This window comes from Chitinophaga nivalis (genome assembly GCF_025989125.1).
In the GTDB taxonomy this organism is placed as follows: Bacteria; Bacteroidota; Bacteroidia; order Chitinophagales; family Chitinophagaceae; genus Chitinophaga; species Chitinophaga nivalis.
The window spans coordinates 1,376,728-1,398,994 of the sequence record NZ_JAPDNR010000001.1; the positions used below are offsets into that span (position 1 = coordinate 1,376,728).

The 22,267-nt window shown below is 48.4% G+C and carries 12 protein-coding genes; 4 read left to right on the forward strand and 8 right to left on the reverse strand.

The window, feature by feature from the left end:
* On the forward strand, positions 1-1,257 hold the full coding sequence (locus OL444_RS05695; RefSeq protein ID WP_264734194.1) for a replication-associated recombination protein A: 1,257 nt from the start codon (positions 1-3) through the stop codon (positions 1,255-1,257).
* Positions 1,258-1,287: 30 nt separating this feature from the next.
* Here OL444_RS05695 and pbpC read toward each other — a convergent pair whose 3' ends face one another.
* The 3 genes from pbpC to OL444_RS05710 all read right to left on the reverse strand — a co-directional run bounded on the left by pbpC (position 1,288) and on the right by OL444_RS05710 (position 11,012).
* The gene (pbpC, locus tag OL444_RS05700) at positions 1,288-3,660 is read right to left on the reverse strand and encodes a penicillin-binding protein 1C (protein ID WP_264734193.1); all 2,373 of its coding nucleotides are present in this window, start codon (positions 3,658-3,660) and stop codon (positions 1,288-1,290) included.
* 132 nt (positions 3,661-3,792) lie between these two features.
* Positions 3,793-9,363 carry an alpha-2-macroglobulin family protein gene (locus OL444_RS05705; RefSeq protein WP_264734192.1) on the reverse strand — a complete coding sequence of 1,857 codons (5,571 nt, stop codon included), beginning with the start codon at positions 9,361-9,363 and terminating at the stop codon, positions 3,793-3,795.
* A gap of 158 nt (positions 9,364-9,521) precedes the next feature.
* A complete protein-coding gene (locus OL444_RS05710; RefSeq protein WP_264734191.1) occupies positions 9,522-11,012 on the reverse strand; it encodes an ATP-binding cassette domain-containing protein in 1,491 nt (496 codons plus the stop codon).
* A gap of 93 nt (positions 11,013-11,105) precedes the next feature.
* Here OL444_RS05710 and OL444_RS05715 point away from each other — a divergent pair, with 93 nt between their 5' ends.
* Positions 11,106-11,558, forward strand: coding sequence for a GNAT family N-acetyltransferase (locus OL444_RS05715; protein WP_264734190.1), 453 nt, complete (start codon positions 11,106-11,108; stop codon positions 11,556-11,558).
* A 79-nt stretch (positions 11,559-11,637) separates the two neighbouring features.
* On the opposite strand, the gene OL444_RS05720 is transcribed toward OL444_RS05715, so the two are convergent.
* The 5 genes from OL444_RS05720 to OL444_RS05740 form a co-directional block, all read right to left on the reverse strand.
* On the reverse strand, positions 11,638-12,438 hold the full coding sequence (locus OL444_RS05720; protein WP_264734189.1) for a DUF6048 family protein: 801 nt from the start codon (positions 12,436-12,438) through the stop codon (positions 11,638-11,640).
* Positions 12,404-12,877: a DUF6452 family protein gene (locus tag OL444_RS05725; protein ID WP_264734188.1), complete on the reverse strand. Its 474-nt coding sequence runs from the start codon at positions 12,875-12,877 to the stop codon at positions 12,404-12,406. Before OL444_RS05725 ends, OL444_RS05720 begins: the two co-directional genes overlap by 35 nt.
* A 24-nt stretch (positions 12,878-12,901) precedes the next feature.
* Complete coding sequence (uvrA, locus tag OL444_RS05730; RefSeq protein WP_264734187.1) at positions 12,902-15,778, reverse strand: excinuclease ABC subunit UvrA; 2,877 nt, start codon at positions 15,776-15,778, stop codon at positions 12,902-12,904.
* 131 nt (positions 15,779-15,909) lie between these two features.
* Entirely contained in the window at positions 15,910-17,172 is a 1,263-nt protein-coding gene (gene fabF / locus OL444_RS05735) for a beta-ketoacyl-ACP synthase II (RefSeq protein ID WP_264734186.1), read from the reverse strand.
* 191 nt (positions 17,173-17,363) lie between these two features.
* The gene (locus OL444_RS05740; RefSeq protein WP_264734185.1) at positions 17,364-18,434 is read right to left on the reverse strand and encodes a fatty acid desaturase family protein; all 1,071 of its coding nucleotides are present in this window, start codon (positions 18,432-18,434) and stop codon (positions 17,364-17,366) included.
* A 255-nt stretch (positions 18,435-18,689) separates the two neighbouring features.
* Here OL444_RS05740 and OL444_RS05745 point away from each other — a divergent pair, with 255 nt between their 5' ends.
* Positions 18,690-19,706: a LacI family DNA-binding transcriptional regulator gene (locus tag OL444_RS05745; RefSeq protein ID WP_264734184.1), complete on the forward strand. Its 1,017-nt coding sequence runs from the start codon at positions 18,690-18,692 to the stop codon at positions 19,704-19,706.
* A gap of 252 nt (positions 19,707-19,958) precedes the next feature.
* The gene (locus OL444_RS05750; protein WP_264734183.1) at positions 19,959-22,250 is read left to right on the forward strand and encodes a GH92 family glycosyl hydrolase; all 2,292 of its coding nucleotides are present in this window, start codon (positions 19,959-19,961) and stop codon (positions 22,248-22,250) included.
* The last annotated feature ends 17 nt before the right edge of the window (positions 22,251-22,267 follow it).

Here is a 22,267-nt window from a genome sequence, read left to right on the forward strand (position 1 = left end):
ATGCAACCATTAGCAGAGCGGTTAAGACCGGTAACGTTGGATGAACTGGTGGGGCAGGAACATCTTACAGGTAAAGACAGCATCTTACGGAAAGCCCTCCAGCAGGGGAAAATACCCTCCATGATTTTGTGGGGTCCTCCCGGTGTTGGTAAAACAACCATTGCCAATATTATTGCACATACCCTGCAGGTACCTTTTTATACCCTCAGCGCCATCGCTGCGGGGGTAAAAGAAGTACGGGAAGTAATAGAAATGGCCCGTAAACAGGGACACGCCGTATTGTTCATCGATGAAATCCACCGGTTCAATAAATCCCAGCAGGATGCCTTACTGGGCGCCGTGGAAAAAGGTATTATCACCCTCATCGGCGCTACTACGGAAAACCCTTCGTTTGAAGTGAATGCCGCGGTATTGTCGCGTAGTCAGGTATATGTGTTGAAACCACTGGGCAACGACCAGCTGATGCAGTTGCTGCAGCAGGCGATGGAACGGGACGCCTGGCTGCGTTCCAAAAATATTACCCTGGAAGAAACAACTGCCCTCTTTAATATTTCAGGGGGAGATGCCCGTAAGCTGTTGAACCTGTTTGAGCTGGTAGTAGGTACTTTACAGGAAGATCCGGTGGTGATTACCGATCAGAAAGTAATGGATATTGCACAACAGCGTGTAGCCATTTACGATAAAAGCGGCGAACAACACTATGATATCATATCAGCCTTTATCAAATCTATCAGGGGAAGCGATCCCAATGCTGCGGTATACTGGCTTGCCCGTATGATTGATGGCGGAGAGGATGTAAAATTCATTGCCCGCCGGCTGGTGATACTGGCCTCCGAAGATATCGGCAATGCCAATCCCAATGCGTTGTTGCTGGCTACCAACTGTTTTCAGGCCGTGAACCTGATCGGTTATCCGGAATCCCGGATTATCCTGTCGCAGTGTGTGACGTATCTGGCTTCTTCTGCTAAAAGCAATGCTTCCTATATGGCGATCAATATGGCCCAGGCTACCGTTGCCAAAACGGGTGATCTGCCGGTGCCGATGCATATCAGGAACGCCCCTACGAAAATGATGAAGGAGATGGGATACAGCAAGGGGTATGCCTATGCGCATGATTATACCAATAACTTTGTTGAGCAGGAATTTCTGCCGGATGCGATCAAAGGCACGCGCTTTTATAATCCTGGCAGCAATGCCCGGGAAGATGAGCTGCGCCGTTATCTGAAACAGCTTTGGAAAGAAAAATATAATTACTAGGAAATGAAGCAGCATGCTTCATTTCCTTTTTTATCTCTCTTTATCTAATATCTCAAACTCCAGCGCTATTCTTTCTCCGTTTTCATCTACCAGGGTAATGGTATGCTTACCGGCCGGCGGCCGCAGCGCCATCTGATGAAACTCGCTGGTTGTACCAATAAAGTTATTGTCCAGGTGCCAGAATATTTTGGCGGTACTGTTGCGGTGGGTAGCCGTAAAGATGGTCTGACCCGGCTTGCCGTCGATTTCTACGGGCACGAATATACGGGCATTCGGCCGCGGATAAATCAGCTCCATCGGCGCCCGGTCTAACCCCAGCGAGGCCACACAATCCGGCTTGTAGGGCGGCAGTTGCTGATAGTAATTTTTACTGCGGTAATAATATTCCTGAGAAGGCGGCAGAATGAACCAGGATTTGTGCTGCATATATTGCGGCGACTCGCAGGCTTCTGTTACCCGCCACTGGCCGGTTCTGTCCAGGTGTACCAGCTGGTGGTACGGACATACGCCTGCACGAACGCCGGCTACGGGTGCAAAGATGGTATCGGTTTCTTCGCACAGCTCTCCGGACCGGAAGCCGCTTTTACGGCATACTGCTATCTTCGTCAGTTGCGCATAGGGTGTATTGAACCAGCTGGCGGTGCGTAGTAAACGGAATACATCAAAAAGGATTGGCGCTGCCGTGGATACGCCTATCAGCCCGGGTCTCCCCTCTCCGTCGGCATTGCCTACCCAAACGCCTACTACATACTGCGGTGTTACGCCGATGGCCCACCCATCCCGGAAACCGAAGCTGGTACCGGTTTTCCAGGCGATGCGCTGTGACGACGAAAACTGTTGCCATAATAACTCCTCCCCTGGCCGCATTACTTCTGTCATGGCCTGAAAGGTATGCCAGATGCTGCCGGCATCCAGTTGTCCGCTTTTACTCAGCCCGAATTGAGACGGACGTTGCAGGTTCCGCTGGTAGTTGGGTGGGTGAATATCATCCTGATCGTATTTGCCTTTGTATTGCTCCATATGGAGGAGTGTACGCGCCATGCTGGCATATACGCCGCTCAGCTCCCATAGGGTGGTTTCGCCACCGCCCAGTATCAGCGACAGGCCGTAGTGGTCGGCCGGTTTGTCGAGGGTAGTGATGCCCATTTTTTGCAGCAGGGTATGAAAACGTTCATAGCGGTATTGCTGGAGCATCCTGACAGATGGAATATTGAGCGACCTGGCAAGGGCCCGGGAAGCGGGAACCGCACCGTCGTAGCCGAGGTCAAAGTTTTGCGGGGAGTAACCGGCAATCTGTGTAGGGATGTCGGGTATCAGGGTATTGGGCAGTATTAAGCCGTCGTGCAGCATAGCGGCATACAGGATGGGTTTCAGGGTGCTGCCGGGGCTTCTGCGGGCCTGGATGATATCCACATGGCTTTCCAGTTCCGGCTCAGCAGGATGATAGATATTCCCTACGTAAGCCAGCGTATTACCGGTTTCTACATCCAGTACCAGTACCGCTGCATTGTTGATACCATTGGCCTTGTAGGCGTTGTGATACCGTTCTGCGATAGCCGTTACATTACGTTGCAGGTCGGCTGATACAGTGCTGCTGATGCGGGTAGGGCCATCCGACTGTTGTTGCTGGTAATCGCGGCGGAACAGGTCCAGTAGGTGCGGTGCATATTGTGGCAGCGGCAACGGCTGATCCGGCAAGGGTTCCAGGCGGGCGAGGCTGCAGGTAACGCTATCGATAACACGCCGCTCATAGAGTTTGTCGAGCAGCTGATTACGTTTATTCCTGAGCGTAGTCCGGTTGCGACCGGGGTGTACGAGTGCGGGGCTGTTGGGCAATACGGCCAGTGCGGCCATCTCTCCCCAGGAGAGCTGATCGGCTTTACGGCCATAATACCGCCAGGAGGCGGCTTCCAGCCCTACTACGTTGCCACCGAAAGGAGCATTGGCAGCATAGAGGGCGATGATCTTCTTTTTAGAGGCAGCAAATTCCAGGCGGGTAGCCAGCAAGGCTTCTACCATTTTCTGCCAGATATTACGGGGCTGGTTGCGCGACAACCGGATCACCTGCATGGTGAGGGTACTGCCACCGCTCACTACTTTGTTGCCTTTCAGGTTTTGTTTAATGGCGCGCCCGATAGCAATGGGATCTATGCCCCAGTGATAATAAAAGCGTTTGTCTTCGTAGGCAATGATACATTGTTTGAATTTCTCCGGTACATGGGCATTATACGGAAACCGCCATTGTCCGTCCGGAGCAATGGCTGCGTTGAGCAGATCGCCGTTATTATCTTCCAGTACAAAGGAAGTAGGGGTAGTAAACAGTTGCCGGGGTAAACAAAAGTAATAGGCGGTGATCACCACAGCTACCAATACCAGCCACCATTTTCGTTTAAATCGGTTCATTCCTGAAAATTGATGAAATCATTACGGACCTGCAAAATACAAAATACGCATTGTGAAACAGATAATACGGTAATGATCCGTTGTAATCTGTGGCACAATGCGTATCGTATAACCAGTGATCCCGGTTATTTGTTACTTCACTACTTCCACCCACTTACCTGGCAGGAAGGCGTGTATGTTGTTGTCATACATGGCTTCGCAAGCCGTAGCCGGCAGGTAATACCGACCCAGGTAAGCAGCATTCAGCAGTACATGGTAAATATGTTTTTTATTTTCTTCCAGGTTGAAATAAGTGTATACGCGGTCATCACGTATATCCTTATACGTAGCCGGCGAAGTATGGAACGCACTGTCGTTGTCCATCAACCGGGTATTCAGGATTTCCCAGCCGGAAGGGAATATCTGGCTGAGGGCCATTTGCTCATAATAGCCGCGTTTACCCGGATTGGTGATGGATACTGTAGCCATAAAGTCGCTGCCTTGTTTCAGGGTAGCCGGATCCAGTGGTTTACCATCGCGGGTGCTGTAGGTCACCTGCAGGCCCAGTATATCCGGGTTGTTGGTGGCTACCGGTTCCTGGCCTGCTTCCGGTTGACCCTGGAGGATCAGCCTTACATACAGCAGGTTTTGTCCGTTGTTCTGCAGACTGATGTTGCCGGCGTTACTATTGAAAGTAACGGGGATCTGCGTTACAAAGGACGCGCCGTTGACATTGCCTTTAACACCGTTGAGGGTGTAGCTGAAATTCATTTTGCTACCGCCTTTGTTACTGCCACAATATTTAGCGATGGCTATCAATGAATAACCGGTGGTTTGTGTGCTGTACCACTGGTCGTTTTGCGACAGTTGCGCTGCAATTTGTTTCACCAGTTCATTGGCGCGGTTCCGTTGTCCCAGGATAGTGAGTGTTTCCAGGATCATGGCCTTGTCGCGCAGGTCGGAGCCGAAGGTACCGCCCAGCTGGTTGTATGGCTTGATATCGGTATTGATATTTTGTACCAGCGAGTTGGCTACTTCCGGCTGGCCGGATAATTTGTAGGCTGCTGCCAGTCGCCATTTAGCGGGAACAGACAGGTACTTAAATTCTTTCAGCCGGTTCATGGCACCGAGTTCCGGCACTTTCGCCAATGCCAGCAGATACAGACGATAAGCCTGGGTGAGGTCACTGCCGTAGAAGTTGAGCGTGTTAGGCGCCCAGGTAGCCGCTTTGTTACGCTGGTATTTTTTCCATTGGTCCAGTACGCCCGGTGGCAGGGTATAGCCCTGTTCCTGAGCAGCCAGGAGGAAATGTCCGCCGTAGCTGGTACCCCATTCGTCGGCATTGCCTTCGCCCGGCCAGTAGCTGAAACCACCGTCGGAGGTCTGGAAGCCTTTGAGGCGGTTGATACCTGCTTTTACATTGCGGTCGATCTCTGCCAGCTGTCCTTCTTTCAGGTCCATCAGCTGATTTAATACCAGCTGCGGGAATAAACCGGAAGTAGTTTGTTCAATACAGCCGTGCGGATATTCTATCAGGAAACGGAGACGTTTACCCAGGTTGAGGGACGGAATGGTAGATACTTCCAGTACGCCGGAGTTGGTACCTGCCATGCCTACCGGACTATAAGCAGTATTCCATGCCTTGCCGGATTCCAGCGTGTATTCGATGACGTTAGTAATCACCGGATTGGGATTACGTACATCCAGTTCTATATTTTCTTCTGCTTTTTCGCTGCCGCTGGTGGCGGTTACTTTTATTTTTGCGATGCCTGTCTGCGGCCGTACCCTTACATCAAAGTAAACCTGTTGTTCACCAGGTTGTGAGAAGGTAACGGTTTTCGTACGCTCTCCCACTACTTCCAGCAGCGGGCTGGTGCTGAGGGTAACGCTGGCATTGCGGATGTTAGGTTCCAGGCCGAATACGGTTACCGGCAGCTGTATGGTTTCTGATGGGCCGAGTACACGCGGCGCGGTAGCCAGCAGCATCAGTGGTTTTTTCACGGCTACATTTTTCTCTGCAAAACCGTAGGCGCCGTCCTGCCCTGCTATCACCATGGCTTTTACGGAGCCGATATACGGCGGCAGTTTGAATTTATGGGTTTGTTTCTGCCCACCTTTCAGGTAGAAAGGCCCCATATATTTTACCACTGGTTTGAAGCGGTTGGCTTTGGCGTTGCCGGCATTTTTGTTGAGGCCTTCATCACCACCGATACTGAGGATGCGATCCATATCGGCGCCCCATGCGCCAATTACATAGTCAAAGAGATCCCATGTTTTTACACCGAGTGCCTCCCGGGCATAGAAAATACTATGTGGATCCGGCGTTTTGTAACGGGTGAGGTCCAGCAAGCCTTCGTCTACAATGGCTACCGTATAGGTCATGGCTTTACCGTTGGTTTCACTGACGGTCAGGGTGGCTTCTGTTTCCGGTTTCAGTTTTTCCGGCATGGTAATCACCGGTTTCAGGATGGTACCTGGATCTTCAATGGAGATCGGAATGGTACCAAACATGCGGATCGGCAGGTCGTTAATGGTTTGTGCGTGTGGTTGCAGTAAACTAACGTTGACGTATATATTAGGCGTCATGTTTTTCTCTGCCTTGAATTTGAAAGTGGTTTGTCCCTGCTGGGTATTGAGCCAGAAGGTTTTCAGCACTTTGCTGCCGGATTCAATGCTCACCAGGCCGCGTCCACCGGCGCTGCTGGGGATGGTGAGGGTAATATCGTCGCCGGTTTTGTATTGTTGTTTGTCGGAAGTGAATACCAGCATGGAGGCATCAGCAGGACTTTCTTTCTGTACCCGCTCAGCCCATCCCGGCCAGTCGATATATACTGCTTTACCGGAGGTATGACCGCTTTGCAGGTCTTTAACCCTTACCAGGTAACGGCCCCAATCGGGGTAGTTGATCTGCAGGTTCCATTTTCCTTTACCGTTTTGCAGGGTGATGGTTTCTTTGCGCAGCAGCTGGTTGTAGCTATCCTGGGTAAAGTTGGAGTAATCTTCGTTTTCTCCTTCATCCCACCACCATCTCCATCTGATTTTATACAGTTCTACCTGTACATCGCGGCTGCCGCCAATGAGGTTACCGTTGCCATCTACATCCACGATGTCGATGCTATGTGGTTTGTCGGTCAGCAACATACCGGTGGTGCGGTCGCCCTGAGGTATCCGTAAGCCGGCGTAGGCGGTAAACGGATTGTAAGGCATAGAGAAGTGGTCGATACTGAAATCGCCACCTGGTTCAAATACTTTTACTTCAAAGTTGGCTTTCAGCTGACCCGGCGCCAGTTTACCCAGTTGTATGTCTGCATTCACCGGAGCGGTACCGTTTTCATTCAGCGGGCCTTCGAAGATGGTTTTATTTTCGGCTTCAAAATGTGTTACCGGATCATCAAAGGAGTAATCCGAAAAGTTCTTGAAGCTGGTACGTTGTTGTACGAGTGATACATCCACTTTCGCCTTGAGGTGCTGGGCGGTAGCGCCAAACAGCCACATGGCCGACAGGTTACCCGGAGCGCCGCCTTTGGACAAGGATGTCTGACTACCGAAGTCCATTTTAATTTTCAGGCGGTTAGGTTTTACTGTTTCGATGCGGATGTTTTTCTGGAAGGTAGCGCCGCCTACTTTCACCTTTGCTACCCAGCTGCCGGTAGGATCATCCGGTGCAGTGGCAGTGGCAAAGCTGTAGAAGCCGTTCAGGCCCTGGTGCTGGTTGACACGTTTGTACAGCTGTCCTTTAGGATTGTAGAGTTCCAGGGTGACCGGGTGGTCCGGTGGTAATTTTTTCTCTTTGTCTTCCAGGATGAAAGTGAGGTACAACGAGTCGCCCGGGCGCCATACACCGCGTTCGCCGTAGAGGAATCCTTTGATCCCGTTTTGTACTTCCTCTCCTTTTACATCAAAGCGGCTGAGTGGCAGGGAGCTGCCATCGTCCAGTTTGAGGTAACCTCTTTCGTTGCCTTTTTTGGCAATGAGCAGGAATGGTTTGCGTTTGAGATCAAAAAGGGCGAGGCCTTCGCCATCACTTTTGGTTTTGAAGATCACCTGGTTCTGATAGTCCAGCAGTTCCAGTTCCACGCCTATCATGGGTTTGGTATCGCGTATATCCGTTACCGCTACCAGCATGCTGTTATCATTACCTCTTTTGGCAATGAGGCCGATGTTGGAAGAGAAGACGTTGCGGACCGCCCATTTATCTTTGCTGTAATAGGAGTTAGAGCAGGCGTCGTTGCGACGGTCCCAGTTATAACCATAAGGATAATAGCTGTCATAACGCTGCCAGAATTCGTCGTCGTCGTCAATTTTTTCTCCGCCGTAGTATTCACTTTCTTCTTCCGCTGCTTCTGCTGTGTTGCCGGTATCTGCCGCACAGGCGGTTAATGCATAGGCTTTGCGGAAGCCGATGGTAATATTATAGATGGCGCCTGGTTCGGTGCGCAGCATTTTGTCGAGGTCTAGGAAGAAGCGGTTTTTCTTACGCAGGTTAACGGATTTATCGGTATCCAGCCGGATGGTTTTTTCTACCACGGGCTTGCCTACACGCCGTAACTCTTCGTTGCCGCTGAGGTTGTTCCGCTGCAGGTATTGCGGTACATTGTTTTCATATATTTTGATGATCGTTACATCCACTGCATTCAGGTTCACGGCTTCAAACGGCATCACCAGCTTATTGCTTTCCGGCAGAATAACGCCTTTACCAGGTATCTGTACAGAGGGCAGGGTATTTTCAAAATTGACATTGGCACTGAATGTTTTCCCCAAACGTTTATCGGTGATATTCTGAATGCCTTCGTTGATGATGACGTTATAGTTGCCTTCGAGTCTTACCGGTGCATATACCTTTACTTCACTGCCGTCTATGGTATAGCGGAGATCACTCTGGCCGCTGATACCGATAAGTCCTTCCAGTGTCTGTGCGGCGCTGATCGGATCAGAGAATTGTACGAGCAGGTGTTGCTCCGGTTCTGCGAGTGTTTTTACATCCAGTACTTTGAAATCGCCGATAGCAGGTACTTCTACGGTTTTTTTACCGGAGTTGTCCACTTTAAGGGACTGACCGTTCCAGGTGATTTCCAGGTTGCGGGCAATGTTGCCGCGCATAATATTGGAGACGGTAAAACGCGACGTTTTCTGGGCCGCATTGTGTTGCCAGGATACCGGTAATGATTTGCCGTTATATTGTGCGTGCAGTACTTTTTCGATGGCCTGTGGATCTTCTACATCGGCGGTAGCAATGGAGCCGGTGTAGGTCATCTGCTCCAACGTGTTGTTGCTGCTGGCTTTCAGCCCCATATGATCCAGGGCAAAGGAAGGCTTGATGACTTTGAATTCGAAGTCGAAAGATTTGAGATCTTTAGGTACTTCCATCACCTTACCCAGTTTAAAGGTAGCCTGATAGGTTTTTCCCGGCTGCAGGTTTTCATCGGGTCTGAATTCGATGGTGGTAGCATCTATCCAGTAGGATTTACCTTTTACCGATGGTGAAAACGAGAAGACTTCTTTGTCCAGCGCTTCATTCTGTGTATGGGTGACATTGACCTGTCCGGACAGGTGTACCCGGATGGCACTTTGTTTGGAAATGATGCCCGCAGTATAAGCCTCAATGTATTTGGCGAATTCGGGGTTCATTTCTTTTTTTGTTGTACGGCAACCAATGAGTACAGACAAGGCTGTCAGACATACAAATAAAGCTGCTACAGCAAATAGCCGTTTGGTAGGATGCATCTGGAACGCGAATTAGGGTGATTAACTGTTTAGGTACTTGATGCGAATGTCGGGAAATTTATTGACACTGGGGATAGCAGGAGGATCGGGCAGGAAAGGATCGCTGTTTTGCGGTAGCAGTAATCCATGGGATGCCGGCTACCGCAAAGCAGGGATGATTAGCACATCTCACCTTTTTGCAGGCGGATGTATTGGTTGACACATGCAGGTAATTCTTCTTCATAGTGGGTAACATAAATAAGTGTTACCGGCATATGGGCACATAGTTGTTCGATGGTTTGTTTGAAATGTAATTTTTGCTGACTGTCCAGTCCCTGACAAGGTTCATCGAATATCAGCAACGGTGGATTTTTCACCAGCGCGCGTGCCAGTAATGTCAGGCGTTGTGTGCTTTCCGGCACCTGTTTGAAGGGTACATTCCGGTAAGCGCCGATGTCCAGTATATCCATCCACTCCATGGCAATGTGTTCCTGTTCCGGTGTTACCGGGCGGGTTTTGCCGATGATATCTGTAAAGCCGGAACATACTACCTGGAGGCAGTGATCGCGGGAGGTAAAATACTGGTGCAGTTCCGGCGATACGAAGCCTATTTTTTTCTTGATGTCCCAGATGCTTTCGCCGCTGCCACGTTTACGGTCGAACAACCATATTTTGTTGGCATAGGCCTGTGGGTTATCGCCGTTGATCAAGCTGAGTAAGGTAGATTTTCCGGCGCCGTTAGGTCCCAGCAAAGCCCACTTGTCGTTGGGTTTTACGGTCCAGTTGATGTGCTGCAGGATGGTGTTCTCGCCGTATTTTACCTGTACGGCTTCCATTTGTACAATGTTGTTGAAAACCGGTGCGGTATTGCTTTGTACGAGGGCGGCTATTTTTTCTGCGGCCATTTCCGGTATGACGGTTTCCGTTGTTTCCGGCAGGGGCAGTTCCAGGTATGCTTCGCGTGTATGCTTTCCCGTTATCGTTCCCTGATCCAGGGTGAGTACATGGGTGATATGTGAAGGAATTTCCCGGGGAGAGGTGGTCAGTAATACCGTTGTGCCGCCGGCAATGATGTCATTGATCATGGCCGTAAAATCTTTCCGGGCCTGTACATCGAGTCCTATGTAGGGATTGTCGAGCAGCAGTAATACCGGTTGTTGCAGCAGTGCGCGGGCAATCATGACCCGGCGTGTTTCGCCATTGGATAGTTTGATGAGGTGTTTGTTCATCAGGGGGGCAATCCGCAGGGCCTGCAGGTTGGCGGGTATTTCCGTGATGTTCAGGTATTCCTGCACGGTGGGTGCATTTTCTGCATCCATACTGTTGAACCGTTGCTGATAGTAGAAGTCGGTAGTGGTATTGGAATGGTTACGGAAAGTGTGGTGATGGCCTACCAGGGCAATGAGGTTACGGTAAGTGAAATAAGGGTCCGTGACCGTATGTTGCTGTCGCCATTCGTCGTAAAAATGATACTGAATACTACCGTTGATGATGTTGAACTTTCCGAGTAATGTGTTCAGCAGGGCGGTTTTGCCTGATCCGCTGGCGCCGGTAATAGCCCATTGTTCCCCTTTGTTGATCTGCCATTGGAGGGTCTGGAACAATGTTTTGTCGAGATACCTGACGGTAATGTGTTCCAATGAGAGGAACGGATGATGCTTTGCTTCCATGATTGTGAGATTGCGCTGAATATTCGTCTATCGCCTATAAAATTAGCAGGATTATTGAAAGCTTCTGCTAAATTTATGTCAAAGTAAACGCGTATGAACTGGAGCATTAAACCTTTTGAAGCATTAACGACAACAGAACTGTACGATGTACTGCATTTGCGTAATGAAGTATTCGTAGTGGAGCAACAGTGTCCTTACCAGGATTTGGACTATGCCGATCAGAAAGCCATACATGTGATGGGGCGGGATGATAAGGGGCAGTTGCTGGCTTATACCCGCATTTTTGCGCCAGGTATTAAATATCCGGAAACTTCTATCGGGCGGGTAGTTACCTCTCCCCTGGCAAGGGGCAAAGGTGCCGGCCGGGAACTGATGGAGAAATCCCTGGAGGCCTTAGCGTCATATTTTGGCGATGTAGCCGTGAGAATAAGTGCGCAGGAATATTTGCTGGCCTTTTATACTTCTTTGGGTTTTGAGCAAACCAGTGACACGTATATGGAAGATAACATCCCACATGTGGAGATGGTAAGGAAAGGAAAAGCCTAAGCTGATTACGATAAAAAAAATCAGGCAGCTGATATCCGGAAATATCAGCTGCCTGTATATCTTACCAAAGAGGTATCTATTATCTTTTAGGAATCTTTTTCTTTTTGTTTTCGGCCAGTTTCACATATTCCCGGATGTTGTATAATGGCAATACATAGGATACTGTGTATTGTACATCAAACACCGACTTTTTGGAGCCACTGCCAAAGCCGGGAATGACCAGTGGTGTAAAATCTTCTGTTTTCACGTTGTTGATCAATATCCTTTCCCGCAGATTCCAGCCCATGAAGAAGTGTTTGAATATTTCTGCTTTCAGACCTACTACCAGCTCTATCCAATGTGCATTTACGCTGCTTTTGGGAATAGACCCGGTGAGGTTTTTACCCCAGTAGGAGCTTTCTATGGTATAGGTAGGTACTTCGTAGGAAAGATGGGAGAATCCGTAGCGTGCCCCTACATAGAACATGTTTTTTTCTGAGGGATATTGTCTTTTCAGAAAATTGTAGTCAATACCCAGTGTAATGAATGCGCCGCTGCCTTTATAGGTATAACGGTCATCACTATAGGGTGTATTGGCATAACCTCCCTCAAAGGCTGCATACAGGTTGCTTTTCAGCCGGGCGTCTGCTATAATGGTGAACTCTTTTCTATAGGGATAATAGATGGAGGTGGCAATACGGCTGAGATCCAGTCCTATCCGGATACCGCCGGGCAGTACATAGCTGCTGTCTTTTCGCGGTTGCGCAATAACAGTATCGGTCGCCGGTTTACGGAGACTGTCTGTTTTGAGCGGCGGTGTGGCTGGCTTTTGCTGAGCCTGGGCCCGGATGCCGCACAGGATGCTGCTAATAAGAAAAATACAAAGTAAGGTGCGTATCATCGCTGCTGGTTACTGACTTATTATTAATCTGAACAGAAAGAATGGTATTTCGTGTAGTGATTACCGTATCAATGTTGAAATAGGTACCGAATCCGCAACCGGGTGAAATAAAATGGGATTTGCGGACATACCGGAAGGTAAGGGTATCCGGTATCAGGGCAGAATCTACCCGGAGGTGGAACCTGCTGCTGTCGGCCGTGGGAGACAACGGAAAGGTGATCACCCCGAGCCGTGCCCGGTTGATGAGCGTATCCCGGTCCAGGGCCTTCAACGTTACCTTCGGCATAATCGTGTCTCTGATAATGCCGGCGCTGTCGCGTTTGAAGGCTACCCGTATGTCTGTGCGCAAGGTCTGGTCACAGACCTTTGTTTCATTTTCGCAGGCAATGACGCCACCGAACAATGCGCAAAGCAGTAATATTTGATAAATACGTTTCATTCCTGATTTACTGTTGGCAATATATTAAATTCCCAGTTCCTTTTTGAGGAATCGGGCGGTATGACTGTCTTTGCAGGTGCTCACCTGTTCAGGGGTACCGGTACATAAGATGGTACCACCACCGCCACCGCCTTCCGGTCCGAGGTCTGCAATGAAATCGGCCATTTTGATGACATCCAGGTTATGTTCTATCACCAGTACGGTATTACCGCGGTCTACCAGTTTATTGAGCACATTCATGAGCAGTAATATATCCTGAAAATGCAGCCCGGTGGTAGGTTCATCCAGTATATAGATGGTTTTGCCCGTATCTTTTTTGGATAATTCCGTTGCCAGTTTTACCCGTTGCGCTTCCCCACCGGATAAAGTAACGGCAGACTGACCCAAAGTAATATATCCGAGGCCAACATCCTGCAGGGTTTTTATCTTGCGGTAGATCCAGGGCACCGGCTGGAAGAATTCCACGGCTTCATCTACTGTCATATCCAATACATCGGAAATGGATTTTCCTTTATAGCGGATTTCCAGTGTTTCGCGGTTGTACCGGCGGCCATTGCATTTTTCGCAGTGTACATATACATCCGGGAGGAAGTTCATTTCAATGACGCGCATGCCGCCGCCTTCACAAACATCACAGCGGCCGGTTTTCACGTTAAAGGAGAAACGGCCTGCATTGTAGCCCCTGATTTTGGCTTCCGGTACCTGTGCAAAGAGCGTACGGATATCCGTAAAAAAGCCGCAGTAGGTAGCCGGATTACTCCGGGGCGTACGCCCGATCGGCGACTGATCTATTTCAATTACCTTATCAATATGTTCCAGGCCTTTGATGCTTTTGTAGGGCATCGGTACCAGTTTGGAATCATAAGCATGTTTGGAGAGAATCGGATACAGGGTTTCGTTGATCAGGGTAGATTTACCACTGCCGGAAACGCCTGTGATACAAATAAAGGTACCCAGCGGCAGTTTCAGGTTCACATTTTTCAGGTTGTTGCCGGTAGCGCCTTTCAGCTCCAGGAAGTTACCATTGCCTTTGCGGCGTTGCTCGGGGATGTCCATCGCGCGGGTACCATTGAGGTAACCGGCGGTAGGCGTATCCAGTTTGAGGATCTGTTTGGGTGTACCCTGTGCAATGATTTGTCCGCCGTGTTTACCTGCACCGGGGCCTACATCTACCAGATGATCGGCATGCAGCATGATATCTTTATCATGTTCCACTACAATAACGGTATTGCCCATTTCCCGCAGGTTGCGCAGGGCATCGATCAGCTGCATGTTGTCGCGCTGGTGTAAGCCGATGCTGGGTTCATCCAGGATATAGGTGATGCCCATCAGCTGGGAACCGATCTGGGTAGCCAGCCGGATACGTTGTGATTCGCCCCCACTCAGTGAGCGGGTAGGGCGGTTGAGGGTCAGGTAGCTGAGTCCTACGTTCAGGAGGAATCCCAGGCGTTCCCGTATTTCTTTTAAGATATCTTTGGCGATGGTTTTTTGTTTGTTTTCCAGGCGGTCTTCAATATTGCTGAACCACACGGCCAGTTTATCCAGGTCCATGTTGCCGAGTTCGGAAATATTTTTTTCATCTACCTTAAAAAACAAACTTTCCTTCTTCAGCCGGGCGCCGTTACATTCCGGGCAGGTGCTGAGTTGCATGAATCCTTCTGCCCAGGTACGTACGTGATCGGAAGAGGTATCATTGAAATAGCGACGTACCATGTTTACCACGCCTTCGTATTCGGTGGCATACTGGCCATTGCTGTTTTCTTCAAATGACATATCCATTTCCAGTTTCCCGTTTTCGTCGCCGAACAGTAATACGTTCATGGCTTTTTCCGGGATATTGGCAATGGGAGCTGTTAAAGAGAATTTATATTTTTTTGCGAGTTGCTGTACCTGTTTAAAGGTAAAGGTATCTCTGGCTTCTCCCAGTGGTTTTAATCCGCCATCATTAATAGAGATGTTGTAATCAGGGATTACTTCTTCCATATTGATCTGGTAGATAGTGCCGAGCCCTTTACAACGGGGGCAGGCGCCATAGGGGGAGTTAAAGGAAAAGGTGTTGGGACTGGGCTCTTCGTAGGAAAGGCCGGTTTCCTCACACATCAGTTGTTTGCTGTACTGACTTACTTTGCCGGAGTCATGGTCCATTACAAAGAGGAGTCCTTTGCCCATGGTGAGGGCTTTCTGTACGCTTTGGCTGATACGGGTACGGGCATCTTCCTGTACCTGTATGCGGTCTATCACCAGTTCGATGTCGTGGATTTTGTAGCGATCTACCTGCATTCTTTCTTTGAGGTCGAGCACTTCACCATCCACCCGCACTTTCAGGTAGCCTTGTTTGCGTACCTGTTCAAACAGTTCCCGGTAGTGACCTTTACGGCCGCGTACGAGGGGAGCGAGTATAACGAGTTTCTTTTTCTGGTAGTTTTTAAAGAGATGTGTGAGTATCTCTTCTTCCGAAAAGCGCGTCATGCGCTTATTGGTATTGTAGGAATAAGCCACGCCGGCTCTGGCAAACAGGAGGCGGAGGAAATCATATATTTCCGTGATGGTGCCTACCGTAGAGCGGGGGTTTTTATTGGTAGTTTTTTGTTCTATGGAAATAACGGGTGAAAGACCGGTGATTTTATCTACATCGGGTCTTTCCATATCCCCGATAAACTGCCGGGCATAGGCGGAAAAGCTTTCCATGTAGCGACGTTGTCCTTCAGCATAAATGGTGTCGAAAGCCAGTGATGATTTACCGCTGCCGCTGATACCGGTGATGACTACCAGCTTATTTTTGGGCAACTGCAGATCCAGGTTTTTCAGGTTATGCTCCCGTGCGCCGAATACGGCTATTTGTTCATCTGCTGTAGCTGGTGCAGCAGCAATTGCGGGTACATTCTCTTTTTTCTTTGCCATAATATTAAACTACTAAGCTACGGGATATTTACGAAAGCATGTAACTTAAAACGGGGGAAGCGAAGATAAAAGCGGGGTTATCCGCTTCTGTCTTCGCTTCCGTGAATATGATGCTGTAAGGGCGTTTGCGCCTACGCTTTATATTTTTTAAATACCACAATAGCATTGTGACCGCCGAAACCAAAAGTATTACTCATGGCAATATTTACGGTACGTTCCTGTGCTTTGCCCAGGGTGAGGTTCAGGTTAGTTGGGATACCTTCGCCGAGGACACTGGTATTGATGGTAGGAGGAATAATATCTTCCTGGGTAGCTTTGATACAGGCTATTGCTTCAATGGCGCCGGCAGCACCGAGGAGGTGTCCGGTCATGGATTTGGTAGCACTGATGTTCAGCTTTTCTGCATGTTCACCGAAAGCAGATACGATGGCTTTCAGTTCGCTCACATCACCTACTGGTGTAGAGGTAGTGTGGGAGTTGATGTAGTCTACATCGGTGGTAGTAATACCGGCATCTTCCAACGCCTGTTCCATACCCAGTCTGGCGCCCATACCTTCCGGATGGGTAGCAGTCAGGTGGTAGGCATCACAGGTCATGGCACCGCCAATCATTTCACCATAGATGGTAGCACCTCTGGCGATAGCGTGTTCATATTCTTCCAGTACGAGTGCACCAGCACCTTCGCCCATTACAAAACCATCCCTTTCGATATCAAACGGACGGGAAGCATGTGTAGCATCTTCGTTGCGGGTAGACAATGCTTTTAATGCATTGAAACCTGCGATACCTGCACGGGTAACAGGCGCTTCGGAACCACCGGTTACGATAGCGGCAGCTTTACCGAGGCGGATGTAGTTAAAGGCGTCTACCAATGCACTGGTAGAAGAAGCACAGGCGGAAACCGTACAGAAGTTAATGCCCATGAAACCGTATTTCATGGCGATCTGGCCTGCAGCGATGTCGCAAATCAGTTTCGGAATAAAGAATGGGTTGAATTTAGGGACGAAATTAGCCTGCGTAAATTCCACTATCTGTTCCTCGAACGTGAGCATACCTCCGTTACCGGAAGCCCAGATTACACCTATTTTAGTTTTATCTATACCTTCTTTGTCGAGACCAGCATCCAGCACTGCTTCCTGCGCAGCGGCCATAGCGTACTGCGTAAAACAATCCATTTTACGGGCTTCTTTCTTTTCCATGTATTTCTCCACATCAAAACCTTTGACTTCACAGGCGAATTTTGTTTTAAACTCTGTGGTGTCAAATTTTGTGATGGGGCCGGCGCCACTCACACCTGACTTCAGGTTGTTCCAAAAAGTATTTACATCATTCCCGATAGGTGTTAATGCTCCCAAGCCGGTAATCACAACCCTTTTCAGTGTAACAGTACGCATATTTTTTACTTTAATAAAAAAAGTTAGAGCGCAAATTTAGTTACTTATTGTTATGAATAAGCATATTCATTAAGATAATATAATATAACTTTCTTTGAGATGGTCTGAAATGCAATATGGACGCGGTTTAGAGCGTCCATATTGCGGTATAAATGGTATTGAAGTGTTATATAAAAAGGTGTAAATAGGTGTCAGGCAGCTGCCACAGTGGGCATCGGGATGGTGACAATGCGACGGGTTCTTTGTTGCAGGAAGCTCATAATTTCGGCATCCGTTTCGAACCGGTCGCCAATATTTACAAAGTGTTTTGCCAGCAGGTCATAACGTTTACCCATTAAATAGAACCATACATGCAGAAAATGGATGCCGTCAAAAACGATGGCATCATTACTAATATATTCATCCAGTGTTTTTTTGAAATAAACAGGATGTTCTGTCCAGTGCATACTGGGTTTTACGTGGTGGCTGATATGATAACCATCATTCCAGCACTTGTGGTTGTATTTGGTATTGATACAGGTAATGCTGTTTTTATAGGAGTTCTCCGGTTCTACCGCACAAACAAAGGCATGTTGTGCCCAGTTGCCCACCATCATAATAACACGGGAGATAATAAAAGGCAATATAAATACCGCGAAGGTAGCCGGGAAGTTAATAAAAGAGAGTCCCACACAGGCGCCCAGGAAAATCAGTTCTCCCCTGACGAGACGCATACATAACCGGTTCCGTTTTTTCCGGAGGAAATAACAGGCGGTGTCATACACCCCCGATGCAATAAAGCTCCCCAGGTAATGCAGGAACCCGGAAAAAGAGTCGCGCTGATACATCATGGTGGAGCTGTCATCTTCCGGCATATTATTTTCCGGATGGTGCATCCCGATATGATGGGAGTAATAACCTTCGGGTGTCTGACCAAACAAAGGGCCTATGGCCCAGGGCAGGTAATGATTCCAGAACTGGTATTTTTTTTCGAAGAATACGCGGTGGCTGGTACAATGTAACATCAAACCGAATGGTCCTTTAAAAACAAGGTTGTTAAAAAAGTGATAGGCAATAGCAGCTGCCCACCACAGCCAGTTGTTCAGACCTGGTATATATAATATTATCGCCAGCGGCCACAGCGTGAAGGTAATCTTCAGCGTAAGATGCAAAAACGGCAGGTCGCGTTCATCCCGGATGAGTGTTAATAGAAAACGGTCAAACGACGACAATTTCTCCGGTTTTTGATAAACCGGGTCTGTAAGCTGGGAAAGATACTTCATGAAATTCAGTTGTGTGTGTTTACGGAACTGCTGCTGTTTGGCATAGTGGACCGCTTATTAGCATTAACGTGCATTACTGCATATTATTATTGTACTACAGGTAACCCCCAGTAAGATAAACCATTTTATTAGTTGTTGGCATGATTTAACGGTTATTTTGTAATTTTCGCAACCATCCGGCTGGAAGGTATTCCGGGGAATTTGTCTTGTCAGGAACAAATCAGCAAAAGATACGCACCAAACCAATCAAAATTAATGAAGAGACTAACACTCAAAGATGTTGCAAGAATGGCCGGTGTGGCTCCTTCCACCGTTTCGTTTGTACTCAATGGCAAAGGCAAACAAATGCGTATACGGGATGAGGTAGCCAGTAAAATCATGGAGGTGGTGGAGAAATCCGGTTATGAACCACACCGCATGGCAGTGAACCTGCGCACCGGACAATCCAAAACATTGGGCCTCATTGTAGAAAGTATTTCCGGCAGCTTTTTCGCCAGCCTGGCAAAAACCATCGAAACGGAAGCAGAACGCAAAGGATACAATGTGGTGTACTGCAGCACAGAAAATAATGCACAGAAAGGTGGAGACCTGATACGGATGCTGGGCCGGCAAATGGTGGATGGATACCTCATTACGCCTGCGCCGGGAATGGAAAAGGAAATCCAGCAACTGGTACAACATCATAAACCGGTGGTATTGATGGATAGTTATTTTCCTTCCATTAAAACACCCTATGTGCTGATCGATAATTTTGACGGGGTACAGCAAGGGATGAAACACCTGATCAGTAAAGGCATTACCAAGATCGCCTTTGTAACGGTAGATGTGAAGCTGATACAACTCGACGAAAGAATGCGCGGATATGTAACTGCCCTGAAAGATCATGATATTCCTCTCCGCAAAAAATTTGTTTTCCGCCTTAATTATCACAAACCCCGCGAAGAATCCCTGAAAGAACTGCAATTATTTATAGAAGAGAATCCTGAAATAGATGCGATTTTCTTTGCGACCAACTACCTCGGTATCCTGGGGCTGGAAGCGATTGCCAACCTGGGTATCCGGATGCCGGCAGACCTTTCTGTGATCTGTTTTGATGACCATGATATTTTCCGGTTATACCCACCAGGTATCTCTGTGATAGAACAACCGATAGAAGGCATTGCCCGTACTGCCATCGACCTGCTGATGCACCAGCTGGACAAAAATCAGCCGCCTGCCCGGCAATGCGCTGTGGAACTGCCCGGAAGGTTCATCGTAAGAGGATCTGCCTGATCCCGGCCGGTACCTCCCTCCCGAATTTTAAAAAAACAGGTCAATACTTGCAAATGATGAGAAAATAGTTATACTTTTAGAATCAGCTATGGAAATAGTAAAAAAGGATTCGTAGAATCTTTTTTTTCGATACCAATGCTAAATCGATTTTGTTAAGTTCTGAAAATTCCACGTTTTGGTAGCCCGGGGCAATACTGTCCCGGGATTTTTAACTGGAATGAGACAGGTTTATTATTTGTTTAATTATACATCATGAAGAAAATTGGATTGCTGGCAGCAGCCTTATTTTATTTACATGGCGCACAAAGCCAGACAGTTAATAAAGTAACTGATCCGGTAGAATGGGTAAATACCCTGATGGGCACCGACTCGAAAGTGAGCCTGTCTAACGGAAACACCTATCCTGCTATTGCACTGCCCTGGGGAATGAATGCGTGGATGCCGCAAACCAATGTAATGGGCGATGGCTGGGCCTATCAATATACGGCAGATAAAATCAGGGGCTTCAAACAAACCCACCAGCCTTCTCCGTGGATAAATGATTACGGACAGTTTGCCATCATGCCGGTAACCAGCGTAACAAAATTTGACCAACACCAGCGCGCCAGCTGGTTTTCTCATAAATCAGAAGTAGCTAAACCCTACTACTACAGCGTATACCTGGCAGATGCCAACGTAACTACGGAAATCACCCCTACTGAAAGAGCGGCGCAGTTGCGCTTTACCTACCCGGCTACGGATAGCGCCTTCCTCGTCGTAGATGCTTTTGATAACGGCTCCTATATTAAAATACTGCCGGAACAAAAGAAGATCATCGGCTATACTACCAAAAACAGTGGCGGCGTACCGGCGAATTTCAAAAACTACTTTGTCATCACTTTTGATAAACCATTCACGGTTGCCCATACCTGGCACGACTCCGTACTGGCCAAAGGGCAGCTGGAACAACAGGCGGGTCATGCCGGCGCTATCGTAGGTTTTAAAACGGCCAAAGGTGAAAAAATAAATGTAACCACCGCGTCTTCCTTTATCAGCTTTGAGCAGGCGGAACTGAACCTGCAGCAGGAAATAGGCAGGGATGCCTTTGACGAGACCTGCAAAAAAGCGAAAGCCGCCTGGAATAAAGAACTGGGCCGCTTATCCGTGGAAGGTGGCAGCGTAGAACAGGTAACTACCTTCTACTCTTCCCTGTACCGCGTGATGCTGTTTCCCCGGAAATTCTATGAGCTGAATGCGAAACAGGAAGTAGTACACTACAGTCCCTACAACGGACAGGTACTGCCCGGCTATATGTTTACCGACAATGGTTTCTGGGATACCTTCCGTGCTGTACATCCTTTCTTTACCCTGATGTACCCTACCCTGAGTGCACATATCATGGAAGGCCTGGCCAATACCTATAAAGAAAGTGGCTGGTTGCCGGAATGGGCCAGTCCTGGTCACCGCGACTGCATGATCGGTTCCAACTCCGCTTCCCTGATTGCAGATGCATACCTGAAAGGAATCCGTGGATATGATATCAATACCCTGTATGAAGCTATTTTGAAAAATACAGAAAACGAAGGTCCATTGGGCTCTGTAGGCCGCTTAGGCGTTAAATACTACAACAGCCTGGGTTATGTACCCTATGATGTAAACGTGAATGAAAATGCCGCCCGTACCCTGGAATATGCTTACGATGATTTCACCGTCTATCAGCTGGCAAAGGCCCTGAACAGACCTAAAGCAGAAATCAGCCGTTTTGAACAACGTGCGCAGAACTACCGTCATCTCTTTGATCCGGAAACAAAACTGATGCGGGGCAAAAACAAAGACGGTAAATTCCAGACGCCTTTTAATCCTTTTAAATGGGGAGATGCCTTTACAGAAGGTAACAGCTGGCATTACACCTGGTCTGTATTCCATGACATACAAGGATTATCCAACCTGATGGGAGGCAAACAAATGTTTACCCGCATGCTGGATTCTGTATTCAACATGCCGCCGGTATTTGATGCCAGTTACTACGGTACTGTGATTCATGAAATACGGGAGATGCAGATCATGAACATGGGACAATATGCACATGGTAATCAGCCTATCCAGCACATGATCTATTTATATAACTATGCCGGCCAGCCCTGGAAAACCCAATACTGGGTACGTCAGGTAATGGATCGTTTGTATAAGGCTACACCTGATGGTTACTGCGGTGACGAAGACAATGGCCAGACCTCTGCCTGGTACGTGTTTTCTGCCATGGGCTTCTATCCGGTATGCCCCGGCACCAATCAGTATGTGATGGGAGCGCCGCTGTTTTCCAAACTGACCATGACACTGGAAGACGGTAAAAAAATGGTGATTGCAGCGCCTGGCAACAGCGACAAGAACCTGTATGTACAACAAACTACTTTAAACGGCAAGGACTATACGAAAAACTGGATCAGCCACCAGGATCTGCAACAGGGCGGTAACCTGATATTCCGCATGGGAGCAACACCTGAGCAGACAAAAGGTACACAGCCTGCGGCTTATCCTTATTCGTATTCTCCGGCAGCAAAATAATTTTTTGATCTTTTAAA

Coding starts and splice junctions, on each gene's coding strand:
- OL444_RS05695 (WP_264734194.1), top strand. CDS start 1: ATGCAACCATTAGCAGAGCGGTTAAGACCGGTAACGTTGGATGAACTG.
- pbpC (WP_264734193.1), bottom strand. CDS start 3,660: ATGAACCGATTTAAACGAAAATGGTGGCTGGTATTGGTAGCTGTGGTG.
- OL444_RS05705 (WP_264734192.1), bottom strand. CDS start 9,363: ATGCATCCTACCAAACGGCTATTTGCTGTAGCAGCTTTATTTGTATGT.
- OL444_RS05710 (WP_264734191.1), bottom strand. CDS start 11,012: ATGGAAGCAAAGCATCATCCGTTCCTCTCATTGGAACACATTACCGTC.
- OL444_RS05715 (WP_264734190.1), top strand. CDS start 11,106: ATGAACTGGAGCATTAAACCTTTTGAAGCATTAACGACAACAGAACTG.
- OL444_RS05720 (WP_264734189.1), bottom strand. CDS start 12,438: ATGATACGCACCTTACTTTGTATTTTTCTTATTAGCAGCATCCTGTGC.
- OL444_RS05725 (WP_264734188.1), bottom strand. CDS start 12,877: ATGAAACGTATTTATCAAATATTACTGCTTTGCGCATTGTTCGGTGGC.
- uvrA (WP_264734187.1), bottom strand. CDS start 15,778: ATGGCAAAGAAAAAAGAGAATGTACCCGCAATTGCTGCTGCACCAGCT.
- fabF (WP_264734186.1), bottom strand. CDS start 17,172: ATGCGTACTGTTACACTGAAAAGGGTTGTGATTACCGGCTTGGGAGCA.
- OL444_RS05740 (WP_264734185.1), bottom strand. CDS start 18,434: ATGAAGTATCTTTCCCAGCTTACAGACCCGGTTTATCAAAAACCGGAG.
- OL444_RS05745 (WP_264734184.1), top strand. CDS start 18,690: ATGAAGAGACTAACACTCAAAGATGTTGCAAGAATGGCCGGTGTGGCT.
- OL444_RS05750 (WP_264734183.1), top strand. CDS start 19,959: ATGAAGAAAATTGGATTGCTGGCAGCAGCCTTATTTTATTTACATGGC.